13 protein-coding genes and 1 pseudogene are annotated in these 14,930 nt (G+C 61.7%); 7 read left to right on the top strand and 7 right to left on the bottom strand.

Going from position 1 to position 14,930, the window contains the following annotated elements; genetic code table 11:
- Positions 1 to 168 precede the first annotated feature (168 nt).
- From HXO69_RS07330 to HXO69_RS07350, 5 genes are all read left to right on the top strand, one after another.
- On the top strand, positions 169 to 351 hold the full coding sequence (locus HXO69_RS07330) for a hypothetical protein (protein WP_049345143.1): 183 nt from the start codon (positions 169 to 171) through the stop codon (positions 349 to 351).
- 122 nt (positions 352 to 473) lie between these two features.
- Positions 474 to 974 (top strand): Cys-tRNA(Pro) deacylase, encoded by a 501-nt coding sequence (ybaK, locus tag HXO69_RS07335; RefSeq protein WP_005506356.1) that lies wholly within the window; start codon positions 474 to 476, stop codon positions 972 to 974.
- A gap of 87 nt (positions 975 to 1,061) precedes the next feature.
- Positions 1,062 to 1,523, top strand: a complete 462-nt coding sequence (msrB, locus tag HXO69_RS07340; RefSeq protein WP_296546252.1) for a peptide-methionine (R)-S-oxide reductase MsrB — start codon at positions 1,062 to 1,064, stop codon at positions 1,521 to 1,523.
- Positions 1,524 to 1,752: 229 nt separating this feature from the next.
- Positions 1,753 to 3,018, top strand: coding sequence for an HRDC domain-containing protein (locus HXO69_RS07345; RefSeq protein ID WP_296546240.1), 1,266 nt, complete (start codon positions 1,753 to 1,755; stop codon positions 3,016 to 3,018).
- Between the two features lie 187 nt (positions 3,019 to 3,205).
- Positions 3,206 to 3,730 (top strand): Rieske (2Fe-2S) protein, encoded by a 525-nt coding sequence (locus HXO69_RS07350; RefSeq protein ID WP_296546242.1) that lies wholly within the window; start codon positions 3,206 to 3,208, stop codon positions 3,728 to 3,730.
- 160 nt (positions 3,731 to 3,890) lie between these two features.
- Here HXO69_RS07350 and dxs read toward each other — a convergent pair whose 3' ends face one another.
- The 3 genes from dxs to HXO69_RS07365 all read right to left on the bottom strand — a co-directional run bounded on the left by dxs (position 3,891) and on the right by HXO69_RS07365 (position 10,235).
- The gene (dxs, locus tag HXO69_RS07355) at positions 3,891 to 5,963 is read right to left on the bottom strand and encodes a 1-deoxy-D-xylulose-5-phosphate synthase (RefSeq protein WP_294642868.1); all 2,073 of its coding nucleotides are present in this window, start codon (positions 5,961 to 5,963) and stop codon (positions 3,891 to 3,893) included.
- Between the two features lie 225 nt (positions 5,964 to 6,188).
- Positions 6,189 to 7,841, bottom strand: coding sequence for a class I SAM-dependent RNA methyltransferase (locus tag HXO69_RS07360; RefSeq protein WP_296546243.1), 1,653 nt, complete (start codon positions 7,839 to 7,841; stop codon positions 6,189 to 6,191).
- A gap of 240 nt (positions 7,842 to 8,081) precedes the next feature.
- Entirely contained in the window at positions 8,082 to 10,235 is a 2,154-nt protein-coding gene (locus HXO69_RS07365) for an APC family permease (RefSeq protein WP_296546244.1), read from the bottom strand.
- A 193-nt stretch (positions 10,236 to 10,428) separates the two neighbouring features.
- On the opposite strand from HXO69_RS07365, the pseudogene HXO69_RS07370 reads away from it, so the two are divergent.
- A pseudogene (locus HXO69_RS07370) lies at positions 10,429 to 11,094 on the top strand (potassium channel family protein); the annotation flags it as partial.
- 225 nt (positions 11,095 to 11,319) lie between these two features.
- A complete protein-coding gene (locus HXO69_RS07375; RefSeq protein WP_070593496.1) occupies positions 11,320 to 11,973 on the top strand; it encodes a TrkA family potassium uptake protein in 654 nt (217 codons plus the stop codon).
- 95 nt (positions 11,974 to 12,068) lie between these two features.
- Here HXO69_RS07375 and HXO69_RS07380 read toward each other — a convergent pair whose 3' ends face one another.
- From HXO69_RS07380 to dut, 4 genes are all read right to left on the bottom strand, one after another.
- Positions 12,069 to 12,875: a DUF3159 domain-containing protein gene (locus HXO69_RS07380; protein ID WP_296546247.1), complete on the bottom strand. Its 807-nt coding sequence runs from the start codon at positions 12,873 to 12,875 to the stop codon at positions 12,069 to 12,071.
- The gene (locus HXO69_RS07385; RefSeq protein WP_296546249.1) at positions 12,865 to 13,404 is read right to left on the bottom strand and encodes an asparaginase; all 540 of its coding nucleotides are present in this window, start codon (positions 13,402 to 13,404) and stop codon (positions 12,865 to 12,867) included. The genes HXO69_RS07380 and HXO69_RS07385 overlap by 11 nt, the downstream gene beginning before the upstream one ends.
- Positions 13,404 to 14,195, bottom strand: a complete 792-nt coding sequence (locus HXO69_RS07390) for a DUF3710 domain-containing protein (protein WP_296546250.1) — start codon at positions 14,193 to 14,195, stop codon at positions 13,404 to 13,406. Before HXO69_RS07390 ends, HXO69_RS07385 begins: the two co-directional genes overlap by 1 nt.
- A 77-nt stretch (positions 14,196 to 14,272) precedes the next feature.
- Positions 14,273 to 14,719, bottom strand: coding sequence for a dUTP diphosphatase (gene dut, locus HXO69_RS07395; RefSeq protein WP_049354821.1), 447 nt, complete (start codon positions 14,717 to 14,719; stop codon positions 14,273 to 14,275).
- Positions 14,720 to 14,930 lie beyond the last annotated feature (211 nt).

The following is a 14,930-nucleotide window of genomic DNA, read 5'->3' on the forward strand; positions in this document are numbered from 1 at the left end:
TCTTCTTGGAGCCCTTTGCTGGATTGCTATCATCCTGACTAGTCTTGGCATGCAATTACTCATCGGTATTTACTAAGAAAAAAGGGAGCCTAAAGGCTACCTCAGAACGTAGACAAACGTCATTTTTGGCGTTTTATCTATGATGAAAAAACTAAAGAATACACTCTCATGCTGAAGCACATTTGGGAATTCGTAATGTATGTTGAACCCGACGGGTCATATACAGAAGACAAAAATACGGCCGAGGGGGACGATAGCGGCGCTTACATTCTCCAATATTCAGATGGATTTTGGACTGTCGTTGGCTCGCTTTCTCAAGAGCAGCTGAAGGAAAAAGGGCTACTGAAATAACCCCATAACCTTTGAGAAGCCACATGTGTTTCGAGAAGCCACCATTGTTGTTGCTTTTCGAAACACATGTGGCTTCTCGGCGCATAGGTATCGGCGCATGGCGTCTTCCGTAAAATGGTTGTATGGCTAAGAAAACTAAAGGTAAGAAGAGCGGCGCAGCAACCGCCGCCGTAGCACTGCTGACCGAGACGAACACCCCCTTCCAGATGCGCGAATACGAGCACGTTGAAGGCGTCACCTCATTCGGTGAAGAGGCCGCGAAGAACCTCGGTGCTTCCGAGGAGCAGGTGTTCAAGACCCTGCTGATTGTGCACGAGAAGGATTTCGCCGTCGCAATCGTGCCCGTATCCGGCAAGCTGAACATTAAGGCTGCCGCTGCCGCCTTGGGCTGGAAGAGCGCCTCCATGTGCGACCCGAAGGTCGCTGAGCGCCGCACCGGCTACGTGGTGGGCGGTATTTCTCCGCTGGGTCAGAAGACCCCCTCCCCCACCCTGCTCGATGAGTCCGCGCAGCTTTTTGACACGATCATGGTCTCTGGCGGTAAGCGCGGTCTGGATGTTGAGCTCGCCCCGGACGACCTGCTGAAGCTCACCAACGGCAAGTACGCTGACATCCGCGCGTAGTCCGCGCTCAGCGGGAATAATCCGCCCGGCCGCGGCGTTACATAAGTCGTAGGAGCCTGGGCAAGAGAGCAAACTGAAGGAGTCATGATGGGCAATTCGCTACCCGGCGTGGGTGCTATCGCCAAGAACTGGCGTGAAGTGCTCAAGCCTGAAGAGTACGCTGTTCTGCGTGAGGGCGGCACCGAGCGCGCGTTCACCGGCGAGTACTGGAACACCCACACGGAGGGTGTGTATTCGTGCCGTGCCTGCGGTACGGAGCTGTTCCGTTCCGATCAGAAGTTCGATTCGCATTGCGGTTGGCCGTCGTTTTTCGCGCCGCTGGCTGAGGACCGTGTGCGCTACCTGGAGGACACGACCTTCGGTATGCGCCGTGTGGAGGTGCGTTGCGCCGCCTGCGATTCGCACCTGGGTCACGTATTTGAGGGTGAGGGTTACCCGACTCCCACGGACTTGCGGTATTGCATTAATTCGGTGTGTCTGACGCTGATCCCGGCAGGCGAGGCGGCAGCCGGTGATACCTCGGCTGACGAGGCCGAAGCTACCAAATAAACCCCTGCAAGACCCCTCGCGGGCACGCCGGTGAACCCCTTATTGTGAGTCTCTCTAAATTCGAGGCTTTAGGCTCGGGCGGGTAGAATGGCGTAGTGCCTTCGCGGGCACGCCACCCCGCCCGGGCTCGTGTTTGTTCGGGCTTGTGTTTGTTCGGGCGTACGCCTACCCGGGCATCTGACGCATCGTATGGGCGCGTCGAATCAGACAGAGGAAAAGGATTGAGTGCATGAGTACCGCAGCTGAACAGAATGCCGCAGGCACCCCTCAGCTGACCCTTAACGGTATCGAAGTTCCGGACGTTGTTCCTCTGGAGACCCCTTCCGCACCGATTCCGACCCTTATCAATACGGAGAGCGGTCTGCGTCGTGCGGCTGAGCAGTTGGCGGCGGCGTCCGGCCCGGTGGCTGTTGATACGGAGCGCGCCCAGGGCATCCGCTACGGTTCGCGCGCTTTTTTGGTGCAGCTCAAGCGTGAGGATCAGCTGTACCTGATTGACCCTGAGGCGTTCAAGGATTTGCGCATTATTAACGATGCGTTGGCGGATGCTGAGTGGGTTATTCACGCCGCGATTCAGGATTTCCCGAGCTTGGATATGCTCGGTATGCGCCCGAACCGCCTGTTTGATACGGAGCTGGGTGCGCGTCTTGCCGGTCTGGAGCGCGTGAACCTGGGTGCGACTGTTGAGGAGCTGCTCGGCTATAAGCTGGCGAAGAAGCACTCGAAGGAAGACTGGTCGCGCCGTCCTCTGCCGGAGTCGTGGCTGAACTATGCTCTGCTGGACGTTGACGTGCTCATTGATTTACGTGACGCGCTGGAGGAGCTGCTCCGCAAGCAGGGTAAGCTGCAGTACGCCCTGGAGGAGTTCGAGTACCTGTGCAAGTCCCCGGTGAAGGATCCTACGGATCAGCCGGAGCGTTGGCGTAAGACGAAGGGCCGCACGATGCTGCGTTCGGTCAAGCAGCTGACGGCGCTGCGTAACCTGTGGCTTGAGCGTGACTCGCTGGCTCGCAAGAAGGACGTTGACGCGAAGCGTCTGCTGCCCGATTCTGCGATTGTGGAGGCGGCACGCACCATGCCGCGTAACGTGCCCGCTATCATGGCGATTCCCGGTTTTCAGACGCGTGGCCTGCGTCGTGAGGGTCCGCGCTGGGTGCGTGCTATTGCCGCGGCGGCGCGCGGTGAGAACGCCGTACCGTTCACCTTGCCGTCGACCGCCCCGCCGCCGTTGAAGGCGTGGGAGTCGAAGCGCCCCGAGAATCTGGCGCTGTTCACCGAGGTTCGTCAGGCAATTGATGAGCTCTCGGAGAAGCTGACCATTCCGGCGCAGAACCTAATCACGACCGATTATGTTCGCCGCCTCTGCTGGGAGCCGCCGGCTCGTTTTGATGAGCAGACCCTGCGGGATGCGCTCGCCGAGTACGGTGCGCGCCCGTGGCAGACGGGTCTGGTTGCCCCTGTGATTGCGCCGATTTTTGCCCGCCACCTGGGGTAGATTTCTCCAACGCTGAATAGATGTGTGTGCCGGTTGGGTGTGTTGCTGATGCGACCGCCCGACCGGCATTTTCTTTGCCTCGGGAGCGTTTGACTCGGGAACAAGCGCTAACAAAGCTTAGCCTGCTCTCATTCGATTTTTATCTCAAACGGGCATAGGGTGGAGAGAGTACACGAAAGGACCCACCATGCCCGCACCCAACGGATGCTGCCGTTCTCAGGAGGCGTGCGCCTCCCCCGCTACTGAATCTGCAACCGTCGACACCGCAGTCGATACCTCAGAGACTGAATCTTCTGCTCGCGTCTTCTCCCGCCGCGCAACCCTTATCACCGGTGCTGTAGCATCCGGTACGTTGCTCGCTTCCTGCGCCGAAGGTGACGGCGCCGTCACCGCCCCGGAAGGCACCGTTGAGGTGGGCGCCGCCTCCGCAGTGGGCGTGGGCAAGGCCGCTAAGCTGACCCACGGCTCCACGACCGTGATCGTGTCCCAGCCGTCCGCGGGTGAATACAAGGCGTTCAGCACCGTCTGCACCCACCAGGGCTGCCAGGTGCAGGTACAGGATTCCAACCGCATCGTGTGTCCCTGCCACGGCTCCGAGTACGCCGTAGCTGACGGTTCGGTCGTGCACGGCCCCGCAGAGGAGGCGCTGACCAGCTACCCGGTGCAGGTGAAGGGCGGCAAGCTTTTCGTTAGCGGCACCGGCAACTCCTAAAACCGGCGGCTCAGAACCTACATACGACAAAACCTACATACGGCAAAACATGCATACAGCAAAGCCCCGCCCATCACGACTGATGGGCGGGGCTTTGTGCTGTCTTACAGTGCGCCTACCGCTGAGGCAAGCTCAGACGGCACATTTCAGGTACGAACGTTTAGCGGGTGTGGCGCGGCTTCTGGCCCTCTTCACGAGCGAACGGAACCTTATCGCCAGCCAGCTGCGCACGCAGATCCGCGATAATGGTTTCCGCGGTCAGGCCGACCTCCTCCAGAATCTGCTCGCGAGAAGCGTGCGGAATGAACTCCGCCGGAAGACCCAGCTCGCTCAGCGCGGTATCCACGCCAGCCGCACGCATTTCCTGGCGGATGCGCGAACCCACACCACCGGAACGCACGCCGTCCTCAATGGTCACCACAATACGGTGATCACGAGCCAGCTCAACGACCGAAGACGGCACCGGCATCACCCAGCGCGGGTCAACCACGGTGGACTGGATGCCCTCGGCGGCAAGCACCTCGGATGCTTCCAGAGCCACGCGAGCCATAGCGCCCACGGCAACGAACAGCACGTCACGCTGACCGGTCTCCGGGTGGGGTTCACCGGTGCGTGCCAACACGTCCACGCCGTCGCTGCGGCGCTCCAGGGCAGGAATGTCCTCGCCCACGGAGCCCTTCGGGTAGCGAATCACGGTCGGTGCGTCGTTGATAGCTACAGCCTCACGCAGTTCTTCGCGCAGGGTTGCGCCATCACGCGGAGCCGCCAGGTGCAGGCCTGGAATGAACTGGAGCATCGCCAAATCCCACATGCCGTGGTGGCTTGCACCGTCCGGGCCGGTAATGCCGGAGCGGTCCAGCACCACGGTCACGCCCGCCTTGTGCAGGGCAACGTCCATGAGCAGCTGGTCAAAGCCGCGGTTCAGGAAGGTTGCGTAGAGGGCAACCACCGGGTGCATGCCGCCGTACGCCAGGCCGGCGCTCATTGCCACGGCGTGCTGCTCAGCGATACCTACGTCAATAACGCGCTCGGGGTGGCGCTTCTGGAATTCGCGCAGACCCACGGGAATGAGCATCGCGCCGGTAATACCAACGACGTTCTCCTGCTCATCCGCAATATCTGCGATTTCACGGCCAAAGACGCTCGTCCACGACTCGGAGGTGCTGGTCGAAACATCCTCACCGGTCAGCGGGTCAATCTGGCCCACCGCGTGGAACTGGTCGTCCTCATTCGCGCGAGCGGGTGCGTAGCCGTGGCCCTTCTCGGTAATGGCGTGCACAATCACCGGGCCGGCGTAGTTCTTCGCCGCGGTCAGTGCGTTCTCCACAGCCTGCTGGTCGTGGCCGTCAATCGGGCCCACGTACTTCATGCCCAGGTCTTCAAAAATGCCCTTGGGTACGACGACGTCCTTAATGCCCGCCTTCATGCCGTGCAGGCCGCGGTACACCATCTGACCGACGGGGCCGCCACGTTGCAGACCGATGCGCACCGCATCCAGTGCGTGGTCGTAGCGGTGATCGAGGCGCACGCGATCCACCTGCTGCTGCACACCGTGCTTGAGCTCAGACAGCTGGTTCGCGAAACCGCCAATGGTCGGCGCGTAGGAGCGGCCGTTATCGTTGACCACAATCACGACCTTGCGGGTGCGGTCGGCAGCAATATTGTTCACAGCCTCCCACGCCATGCCGCCGGTCAGCGCGCCGTCACCAATGAGGACCACAGTGTAACGGTCATCTTCACCGTTGAGCTTGTGCGCGCGAGAAATACCGTCAGCCCACGAAATCGAGCTGGAGGCGTGCGAAGACGCAATAATGTCGTGCTCAGACTCGCCTCGATCCGGGTAACCCGACAGGCCACCCTTCTGACGCAGAGTCTTAAACGCGTGACGACCAGTCACCAGCTTATGCACATAGGACTGGTGGCCGGTGTCGAAAAGAATATTGTCCTTGGGAGATTCGAAGACACGGTGAATGCCGAGGGTCAGCTCCACAACGCCCAGGTTCGGACCCAGGTGACCGCCGGTCGCCGACACGTTCGTCACGATGAACTGGCGGATTTCCTTAGAGAGCTCCTCCAGCTGCTCGTAGCTGAGGTTCTGCAGGTCCGCCGGGGACTGAATACCCGGGAGCAACTTGGCAGTGGCACCATTGCCAATGCTGTAGTCGGCGGTGGGTGCGCCACCGGCGGCGCTATTCGGGGTCTCCTCCTGCGGCAATGCGTTTTCAGCGGACATACACCCACACTCCTCAAGGTCGGGGCACGGCTCATTCCGTGCGTTGGTTCTTCAATGATTCTACCGTTTACGGTGCCAAAAAGCAGATTTATGCGCCCGCAGAGCAAGACGCACCGGGTTGAGCAAAAACGGCCTGAAATAACCCCTAGTGGGCAGGCTGGTGAACAGCCCAACCCGCCCAACGCTGCGATTATTTGCTTCTTTGTTACGGCTACTAGCTACGCGCTACTTGGTGCGGCGGCGGCGCGGACGAGGCTTCGCCGGGGCACGCTCAAAAAGCGCCACCGACTCCACGTGATGCGTATTCGGGTACATATCAAACGCCCGAAGCTGCACCATATCCCAGCCCAGCTCACGCAAAATACCGGTGTCACGACCCAGGGATGCCGGGTCGCACGCCACATACAGAATACGCTTGGGGTCCAGCGCATCCAGGCGTTCCAGGGTGGTTCGGTTCGCGCCCTCACGGGACGGGTCAAGGACCACCGCATCAATGGCGGGGATTTCACCAAACTCAAGGGCGGTCTTCAAATCGACCAGGTGGCGTGCCACGTCGCCGCGAATCACCTCAATGCGGGTGTTCGCAGAGTTCTCGGTGCGGGAGCAACCATCCGGCGCGAAGTTCGAACGGGCATCCTTATGGGTCACCGGGGAGCCCTCAATGCTGACGACAGTACCCGTTGCGCCCACGGCGTCCGCGAGCGCGGCGGTGAACAGGCCCGCGCCGGCGTACAGGTCGAGGGTGCATTCGCCTTCTTGCGGGCGGAGCATGGTGAGCATGGTTCCGACCATGGTGGAGGGGGCGGCGCGGTGAATCTGCCAGAAGCCGCCAGCGGATACCTGGTAGCTGAATCGGCGGGAGCCGAAGGTGACTTCTTCGGTGACGGAACGCAGGCCCGCGCCGAGCAGCTGGTCGCCTTCGGGTACGCGGCGGTAGGGGGTGTGGGAGGAGCCGGGGCGGCGGCGCTTGGGCTTGCCGTTGGAGGTGGACTGCGGGGTGAAGAAGAGCGAAATCTTGCGCTTGGCGAGCAGTCCCCAGGCGTCGGATGCCTGCTGTTCGATGTCCTTGGCGACCTCTTCGATGGAGAAGCGCGGGTCGACGATGAACTGCAGCAAGACCCTGCCGCGGGAGGAGACGGTTGCCTCGACTTCGCGTACACCGCGCAGGTTCAGCTTCTCAAGCTCTAGGTTGCGCAGTTCGGGTGCGGCGAGGGGGAAGTCTACGACCGGTACGGGCTGGGAGGCGCGGTACGGGTGCATGCCGATGCGCCAGGTGACGGCAGGGTTCTTCTTGCCGCCGTTCTTCTGCTCGCTGTTCTTCTCTTCGCTATCGTGCGCGCGGACCTTGGTCACGTTGTAGCGCACTCGGGTACGCCAGGACAGGCCCTCGTTGTTATCGCGCAGGGGAAGCTCTTCAACGATGAGGTTGGTCAGCAGGGGCGATTCGAGGGGCAGGCCGCCCAGTCGGTTGATTTGGGTGCGGACGATATCGGTCTTGTAGCGTCGCTGCTCATCCAGGTTGATGTGGCCGTACTCCATGCCGCCGAGCAGTTCGGGTACGCCGGTCGCTGCGGCGCGTTCCTCTTCGGTGGCGAGCGCATCCGCCTGAATCCAGGGGTGGGGGCGGCGCGCCAGGGAGGGTACGGGTACGGAGATGACATCCGCGAAGTAGAAGCGGCGCTTGGGGCCGATTGCGGTGATGCGCACTTCTGCCTGTTCGCCGACGATGCCGTGACGCACAAAGATGACGCCCTGTTCGGTGCGCGCTACGAAGGCGCCGCCGTGCGCGGGTGCCTCGCAGGTGACGGTGAGGGTCTGCCCGACGCTGTATCCGTCTACGTTGTTGGAGGCGGCAGGCGTGGTAGCAGGGTGAGTCACAGCATTGTCTCCTAAAGAATCACTTAATGTGAATTATTTTACACCGGTTTGTACCTTTACTCCGATTCCGACGCCCCGCAGGGGGCACCGAATAGGGCGTAAAGGGCAAAGTCCAGGCGCTATGCGGGGTTATTTGAACGAGTTACAGACCCCGGGCGGGGTGCCGGGCAATCATGCTGGGCGCCGGGCAATTATGCTGGGCGCAGGGCAATTATGCTGAGCGCCGGGCAAACGTTACGGCTAGCGCTTCTTCTCGCGCGCTACGGCATCCGCCTCGTGCAGGCGACCGCGGTACACCGCGTGGCGGTTACTCTGGATTAGCTCGCGGCCGCCACCGGCAGAACGGGTCACGTTCGGAGCGACTGCCGCCGTATATCCCTCGGTATCAGCCGCAGACTCAGCGGTCGAATCGTTGGCAGTTTCTTTACCCTGCAGGCGTTGATCAAAAATCTCGTCGTACACTTCGTCCTCGTGCATCGCCCACGGCACGGTCGCGGTCATCACGCCTGGCTCATGCAACAGCGCCTGCTTGAGGCGGCGCACCGTGCGGCGGTGCAGAAGACGCTGCCACCAGTGCTCCACCACGAACTCGGGCAGGTACACCACCAAAATATCGCGGGGCGACTTCTTGCGGCGGCGGCGAATATACGAGACGACCGCCTCCACGGTGTCACGGTACGGCGAATCAATCACCGACAGCGGCACCGGAATGCCCAGGGCGTACCAGCGCTTCTTTACGACTTCCAGGGCGGCGCGGTCGTTGTTGACCGTCAGCGCCTCAATCGTGGAGGGGCGGCCGGCACGCGCATACGAGAGGGCGCGAACCGCCGGGCGGCGCACACGCTCCACGTACACGATGGCGTGCACACGCGAAGGCAGGGCCGCCACATCCGCAACGGATTCAGCGTTCAGGGGGATGTCCAGGGCGGCATCCACTGCATCGTAGTGGCGGCGAGTCACAACCATACCTCCAACCATCAGGGCAATCATTCCAAGGGAGAGCCACGCACCGGCGGCGAACTTCGTCACCACGACGATGACCAGCACCGCGGCAGTCACCATCACGCCCACCGCAGAGACCGCAATATCGCGCAGCAGCGCGCGGCGCGGCATCTGCGCCAGGGTGATGCGCAGCAGACGCATGCGGTAGCGCACCACCGCCAGCTGCACGAGCACCATCGACAGGCACATGCCCACGATGTACAGCTGAATCAGCGCGTACACGTCCGAGTTGAAAACGGTGGTGAGGAAAATCGAAATCGCCGACAGCGCCAGCACACCGTTCGCGTACAGGCCGCGAGAATCCACGCTACGGAAGAACACCGGCAGGTACTGGTAATCGGCAAGCGACGAAGCAATCACCGGGAAGCCCGTAAACGCGGTCAGCGAGGCAATAATCAGCACGCCCACAGTGGCAAAAACCAGCAGCTGCGCGAAGAACGGCACACCCTGATAAATTGCCAACGCCACCTGGTACAGCGCAGGCTTCTGGTGGAAGTACTCCCCCGGCGTGTGCCCGTCAATGAACAAGAAACGGGTCGTATCGTGCACCATGTGAACGCGGGTTGCCGCCGCAAAACCGAGCAGGCTCACCAACAGGACCGAGGTGATGACGCCCATCAGCATCATGGTGATTGCCGCATTATATTTCTTCGGGCGGCGGAAATACTTCACCGAATTAGAAATCGTAGAAACACCCGAGAACGCCACCAGGCCCGCAGAGAAAGAACGCGCCAGAAGCAGCATCAGCGCCAGACCCTCCAGCGAGTGGGTCTCGAGCTCGGGGGCAATCACATAGGTCGCTGACTCAGCCAGCGGCAGAGTGCCCGTGGCGGCACGAATCCAACCCACAATGAGGGTCGCTCCCAACAGTGCCAAGAACACGTACAGCGGCCAGTACGCAATCTTGCCCAGCAGCTGCACGCCACGCAGCGCAAACAAGGTCAGGGCAACAATGAGTAGCACCGCAATGTGCGTGCGCCAATCCTGAATCTGCGGATACAACGCCACCAAAAACGAGGACGCCGAAGACATCGACACCGCCACCGTGAGCGTATAGTCCATCAGCGAAGACGCACCCATCACAATCGACGGCAGCGCACCCAGCTTGCGGTGCACCAGCTGAATATCGCCCTCAGAAGCAATCTGATTAATGTTGTAGCGGTACGTGCCAATCACCAGCAGACCCACCATCGCCACACCCAAACCAATCCAGGGCGAAAAAGCGAGCGCAGACGCACCCGCGGCGGCAAGGGTCAAAATCATCTGGTCGGCGGCGTAGGCGACCGAAGAGATGCCGTCGGCACCGAAAAGAGGCAGGGCGTAGCGCTTCGGCAGCGCGACTGCCGAAAGATTTCGCGTGCTGACCGGCTGACCGGTCAGGGCGATGCGCATCCTATCCCAACGATTCCTCACGCTGTTAAGGCTATCGGTCGCGGCTTCAAAGCTCAATTTTATTCAGCCGAATAGTGGGCATTGCGAGCGGAATATCACGGGACATCGGCGCGGAACCCCACCCGCCCATTACACTGGTAGAGGTAGACGGTAACGCCTTATCAGCACAAATCATCAACACTCGGAGGGATGTATGCCTCACTTCGTCATTATGGGTGCCGGACGCGTGGGCGTCATGCTGGCGCGCACTCTGGAAGCTTCGGGGCATACGGTCGCCGTCATTGACCAGGACGAACGTGCTTTCCAGCCGCTGCGTAAGGGTTTTGAGGGCCGCCTGGTCACCGGTGTTGGTTTTGATGAGGACACCCTCAAGCGTGCCGGCATTACCGAGGCGTACGCTTTTGCCGCCGTCTCGTCGGGCGATAACTCGAACATTATTGCCGCCCGCGTCGCCCGCGAAATGTTCAAGGTGAAGAACGTTGTGGCGCGTGTGTACGACCCGAACCGTGCCGAGTTCTTCCAGCGCATGGGCATTCCTACGGTGGCGTCGGTGCGCTGGTCCACAGACCAGGTGCTGCGCCGTCTGCTACCCGAGCAGGCGCTCAAGGGCGACTTCCGCGAACCCTCGGGCCGTCTCATGCTCACCGAAATTCCGCTCGACGACGGCTGGGCTGGCCACGCGCTGACCAGCATCGAACGTGCCGCCGGGGTGCGCATCGCCTACATCACCCGCTTCGGTGAGGGCATGCTCCCCCGCCCCGATTCCGCCTACCAGCAGGGCGATAGCGTGCACGTGATGATGCGCACCGACGACGTTGCGGACGTAACCCGCATTCTCTCCCGCCCGCCGCGTGTTGAAGATGAAGAAATGGAAGCAGACTACGCTCCCGCATCCGGCCACCGCAAGCACCCCCACGCTCCGAAGAAGCCCGCCGAATCCGGCGTGACAATCACCCCCAAGCAGGAGCACAACGAAACTCCCGTTGTCGAGCACGAATTCCATCTCGGTGACACTCCCCCGGATCTGCCTGATCCTCTCGAACTCATCGGCCGCCATCGTGACTCCTCGAAAGGTGAGAAGTAAGTGAAGGTCCTCATTGTTGGTGCCGGCTCCGTGGGTGCCTCCATCGCTAAAGAACTCATGATGAACGGCCACGACGTGACCATCATCGACTCCAAACCCGAAGCCAAAAAGCGCGCCGACCTGCCCGGCGTGCGCTGGCATATTGGTGACGCCTGCGAGCTGTCCGTACTGCGCCAGGTGCACCCGAACAAGGCGGACGTGGTTGTTGCCGCAACCGGTGACGACAAGGCAAACCTGATGGTCTCCCTGCTGGTGCGTAGTGAGTTCGGTGTGCCGCGCACCGTGGCGCGCGTAAACAACCCGCGTAACGAATGGCTCTTCGACGACTCCTGGGGCGTGGACGTTGCCGTATCCACCCCGCGCCTGATGACCGCCCTCGTTGAGGAAGCCGTGGAAGTCGGCGACGTGGTGCGCCTGCTGACCCTGCAGGCAGGCGGCGCGACCCTCGCCGAATACACCGTGCCCGACGACCACCCCGTCATCGGATACCGCGTGGACCATGTGCAGTGGCCCGTCGACACGGTGCTCACCGCCATCCTGCGTGACGGCGCCCCGATCCCGCCCAGCGCCGACGTGGCGATCGAGGGCGGCGACGAGCTGTTCTTCATCACAACCATTGCCGGTGAGGATCAGATCCGCGCGCTGTTCGCGTAAGCGTTTATACGTAAGTTTTTGGGTAGGCGAAAGCCCCGGTTACGGGTACCGGGGCTTTCGTCTACCTTCTAGAAGGCCTCTATGAAGTTATGGGGTTAGCGGCTTTCTGAGCCGTCAACTTCCGCAGTGTCGGCAGTTTCGGCAGTTTCGTCGGTCTCGGGGTCCTCACTCACCAGCGCCTCCTCCGGTGCCGACACACGCCACGCCAGCCACACGCCCAAAGCGTACAGCGGCAGGCCCATCACCAGGCGTGTGGCGCCCAGCGCCTCCACATTATTGGCAAAGTACAGGGGCACCTGCACGGCAAGACGCAGCATCATCAGCACGGTAATAATCCAGGTCGCCAGCATGTACTGGCGCAGACGCACCGGGTTCTGCCGCCAGCTCAACGCCTCGCCACGAATGACCGCGAAAATCAGACCCATCAGCGGCCAACGCACCAGCATCGACAGCAGATACGCCAGAATGTACACGCCGTTCGTCCAGAAGCCGACCACAAAGTAGTCGCTCGCATTACCGGTACGGTACGCGGCAAAGGCACAGATTGCCACGCCCACCAGACCGGTCAGCGCGCTCACCAGCTTAGAGCCCTGCACCAGACGAATCAGCGTGAACACGCCCGCCGCAGCCAGCGCCGCAATCAGGGACAGGTTCAGTTCCTTCGTCACGGTGAACAGCACCAGAAACGCCACCGCCGGCAGAGAGGACTCCACCAGGCCGCGCCAACCGCCGATAGCGTGCAGAATATCCACATCACCGTTAGCGGTGCGGCGCATATTCGCACCCATGGAGGCGCTCAGGCTCTGCGCAAACTGGTTCCCCTCCCGCGCAGAATCAGTTGCGGGGCTAGTTGCGGGGTTAGCGTTCGGGTCGGGCTGGGTCGAAGACTGCTCAGCGCTCATATTTTCCCTTCTCAGCAAAGAATTGCGGCACAATCTCATAGCGCGGGTTATAAATCACCGGCTGATGCGCCCTCACCGACACCACACCGGAACAGCGCAGTAGCGCACCGGCAAGCACACCGGGCACCATCCGCTGCCCCTGCCACTTCAGCAGAATCCGGTCCCCCGGGTTGAACGGCGCATAGGGCGGGAACGACACCTCGTGCGAATCCTGCACCGCCACGGTCGCCAAAGACGCCGTGTTCAGGTGGTGCTGCTTCTCGGATTCCTCAGACTCCTCGTCGAAATCCTCACCGGGCGGCTCCACAATCGGCATACCAATCAGCGCCAACGGACTCGACCACTGCAGAGGCTTCGACTTCGCCACCACCAGCTCGGCACGGTACATCGGCTTATCCTGCAGCGCAGGCAACCACACCTGCTCCACGCGTCCGGCAAGGCGTACGCGAAAGCGCTCGGGGTACCCGGGAGCAAGAATCTGCTCCTCCGGCACCGCGAGCGCACTCGGGTAGTTCGAGAACTCAGGCATTAGCCAATCTCGGTAATCTCAGGGCCGCGGCGAGGCATCGGGCGCAGCTTGCTGTGCTCGTTCTCGGTCTCTTCTTCCACGGCGGGCTCTTCCTCAGCCACAACCAGGTCGGCGGGCAGAGTCATGGGCAGCAGTTCGCGCGGCGGGCGCGGGTCGTCGCCGCGGTCCACCACAACGGTGCGGAAAACTTCCTCCACGGATGCGGCAGCCTTGTCGTCACCGAGCACAGCCGCGCCGGAAATCACACCGCGCAGGAACCAACGGGGGCCGTCCACGCCCACGAAGCGGGCGATGCGCTCGCCGGGCTGACCGTCCGGGGTGAAGGCGGGCAGGCGGGTCAGCATCTCGGCACCGAACACGCCGGCGTAGATTTCGACGTTGCCGCCCTGGGAGGCGACGGACTCGGTCAGGTCGTGACGGATGTCATCCCAGATGCCGGTGGTGCGCGGTGCGGCGAATGCCTGCACCTGCAGGGTCGCGCCGTCGCGGGTGATGGTTGCGGCGATGACGGCACCGGTTGCGTCGTCGGTTTCGAGGCGCAGGTTCATGCCGTCGAGTAGCTTGATACGCAGCGCGCCCAGGTCGACGTAGTCTTCGAGGTCTTCGGCGGTGACTTCTTCAATGTCGTGGGGGCCGTTGACGCGGTCGTACTTAATGACCTCGAGAGAGTTCTCCTCTTCCTTCAGCTCCTCAACCTCGACGTTGGTCTCTTCGACCTCTTCGGCGACAGCCTTGTCGATGGCGGCCTTTTCAGCCTCCTCGGCGCGCTTCTTCTTACCAAATCCGAACATGGTATTCCTACTTTCACCGCACGCAAGGTGCGGGGGTTTCTTCTCTTCTCTCGTGCGGTTTTCGCGGTGAGAGCAGACTAGTGGATTCCGCTGGAACCGAAGCCGCTGGAGCCGCGTTCGGTCTGATCCAGTTCATCCACCACGGTAAAGGTTGCGTGCTCGTACTTCTGAATGATCAGCTGGGCGATACGGTCGCCGCGCTGCACGTGGAAGGACTTGGTCTTGTCAGTGTTGAGCAGGGTGACCATCAGCTCGCCGCGGTAGCCGGAATCAACGGTGCCGGGTGCATTCACAATGGTGATGCCGTTCTTGGTCGCCAGGCCGGAGCGCGGGTGCACCAGGCCAACGTAGCCTTCGGGCAGGGCGATTGCCACGCCGGTGGGTACGAGGGCGCGTTCGCCCGGTTCCAGCTCGAAGTCGATGCGGGAGCGCAGGTCAGCGCCGGCGTCGCCGGGCTTTGCGTAGGCGGGTGCGGGCAGCTCGGGGTCGAGCAGCTTAATGTGGACGTTTACGGGGGTCATCATGGTCAATACTCTAACCTTTCGCGGGTGTCTGTGCCATCACCTCGCGCTGTGTTGAGGCTCTACTGCGGGGTGTTTTCGTTGCGTGTTCGCGTTCAGCGCGTGCGGTGGCGTGCCGTGTTGGGTGCGACGCGGCGCTGTTCTTGCGTGCGCGGCTTTCACATACTCAACGGGGCGGGTGCACTCGGCACTCGCCCCGTCATGAGGTGTAGGT

This window comes from Rothia sp. (in: high G+C Gram-positive bacteria) (genome assembly GCF_015265375.1).
Lineage (GTDB): Bacteria > Actinomycetota > Actinomycetes > Actinomycetales > Micrococcaceae > Rothia.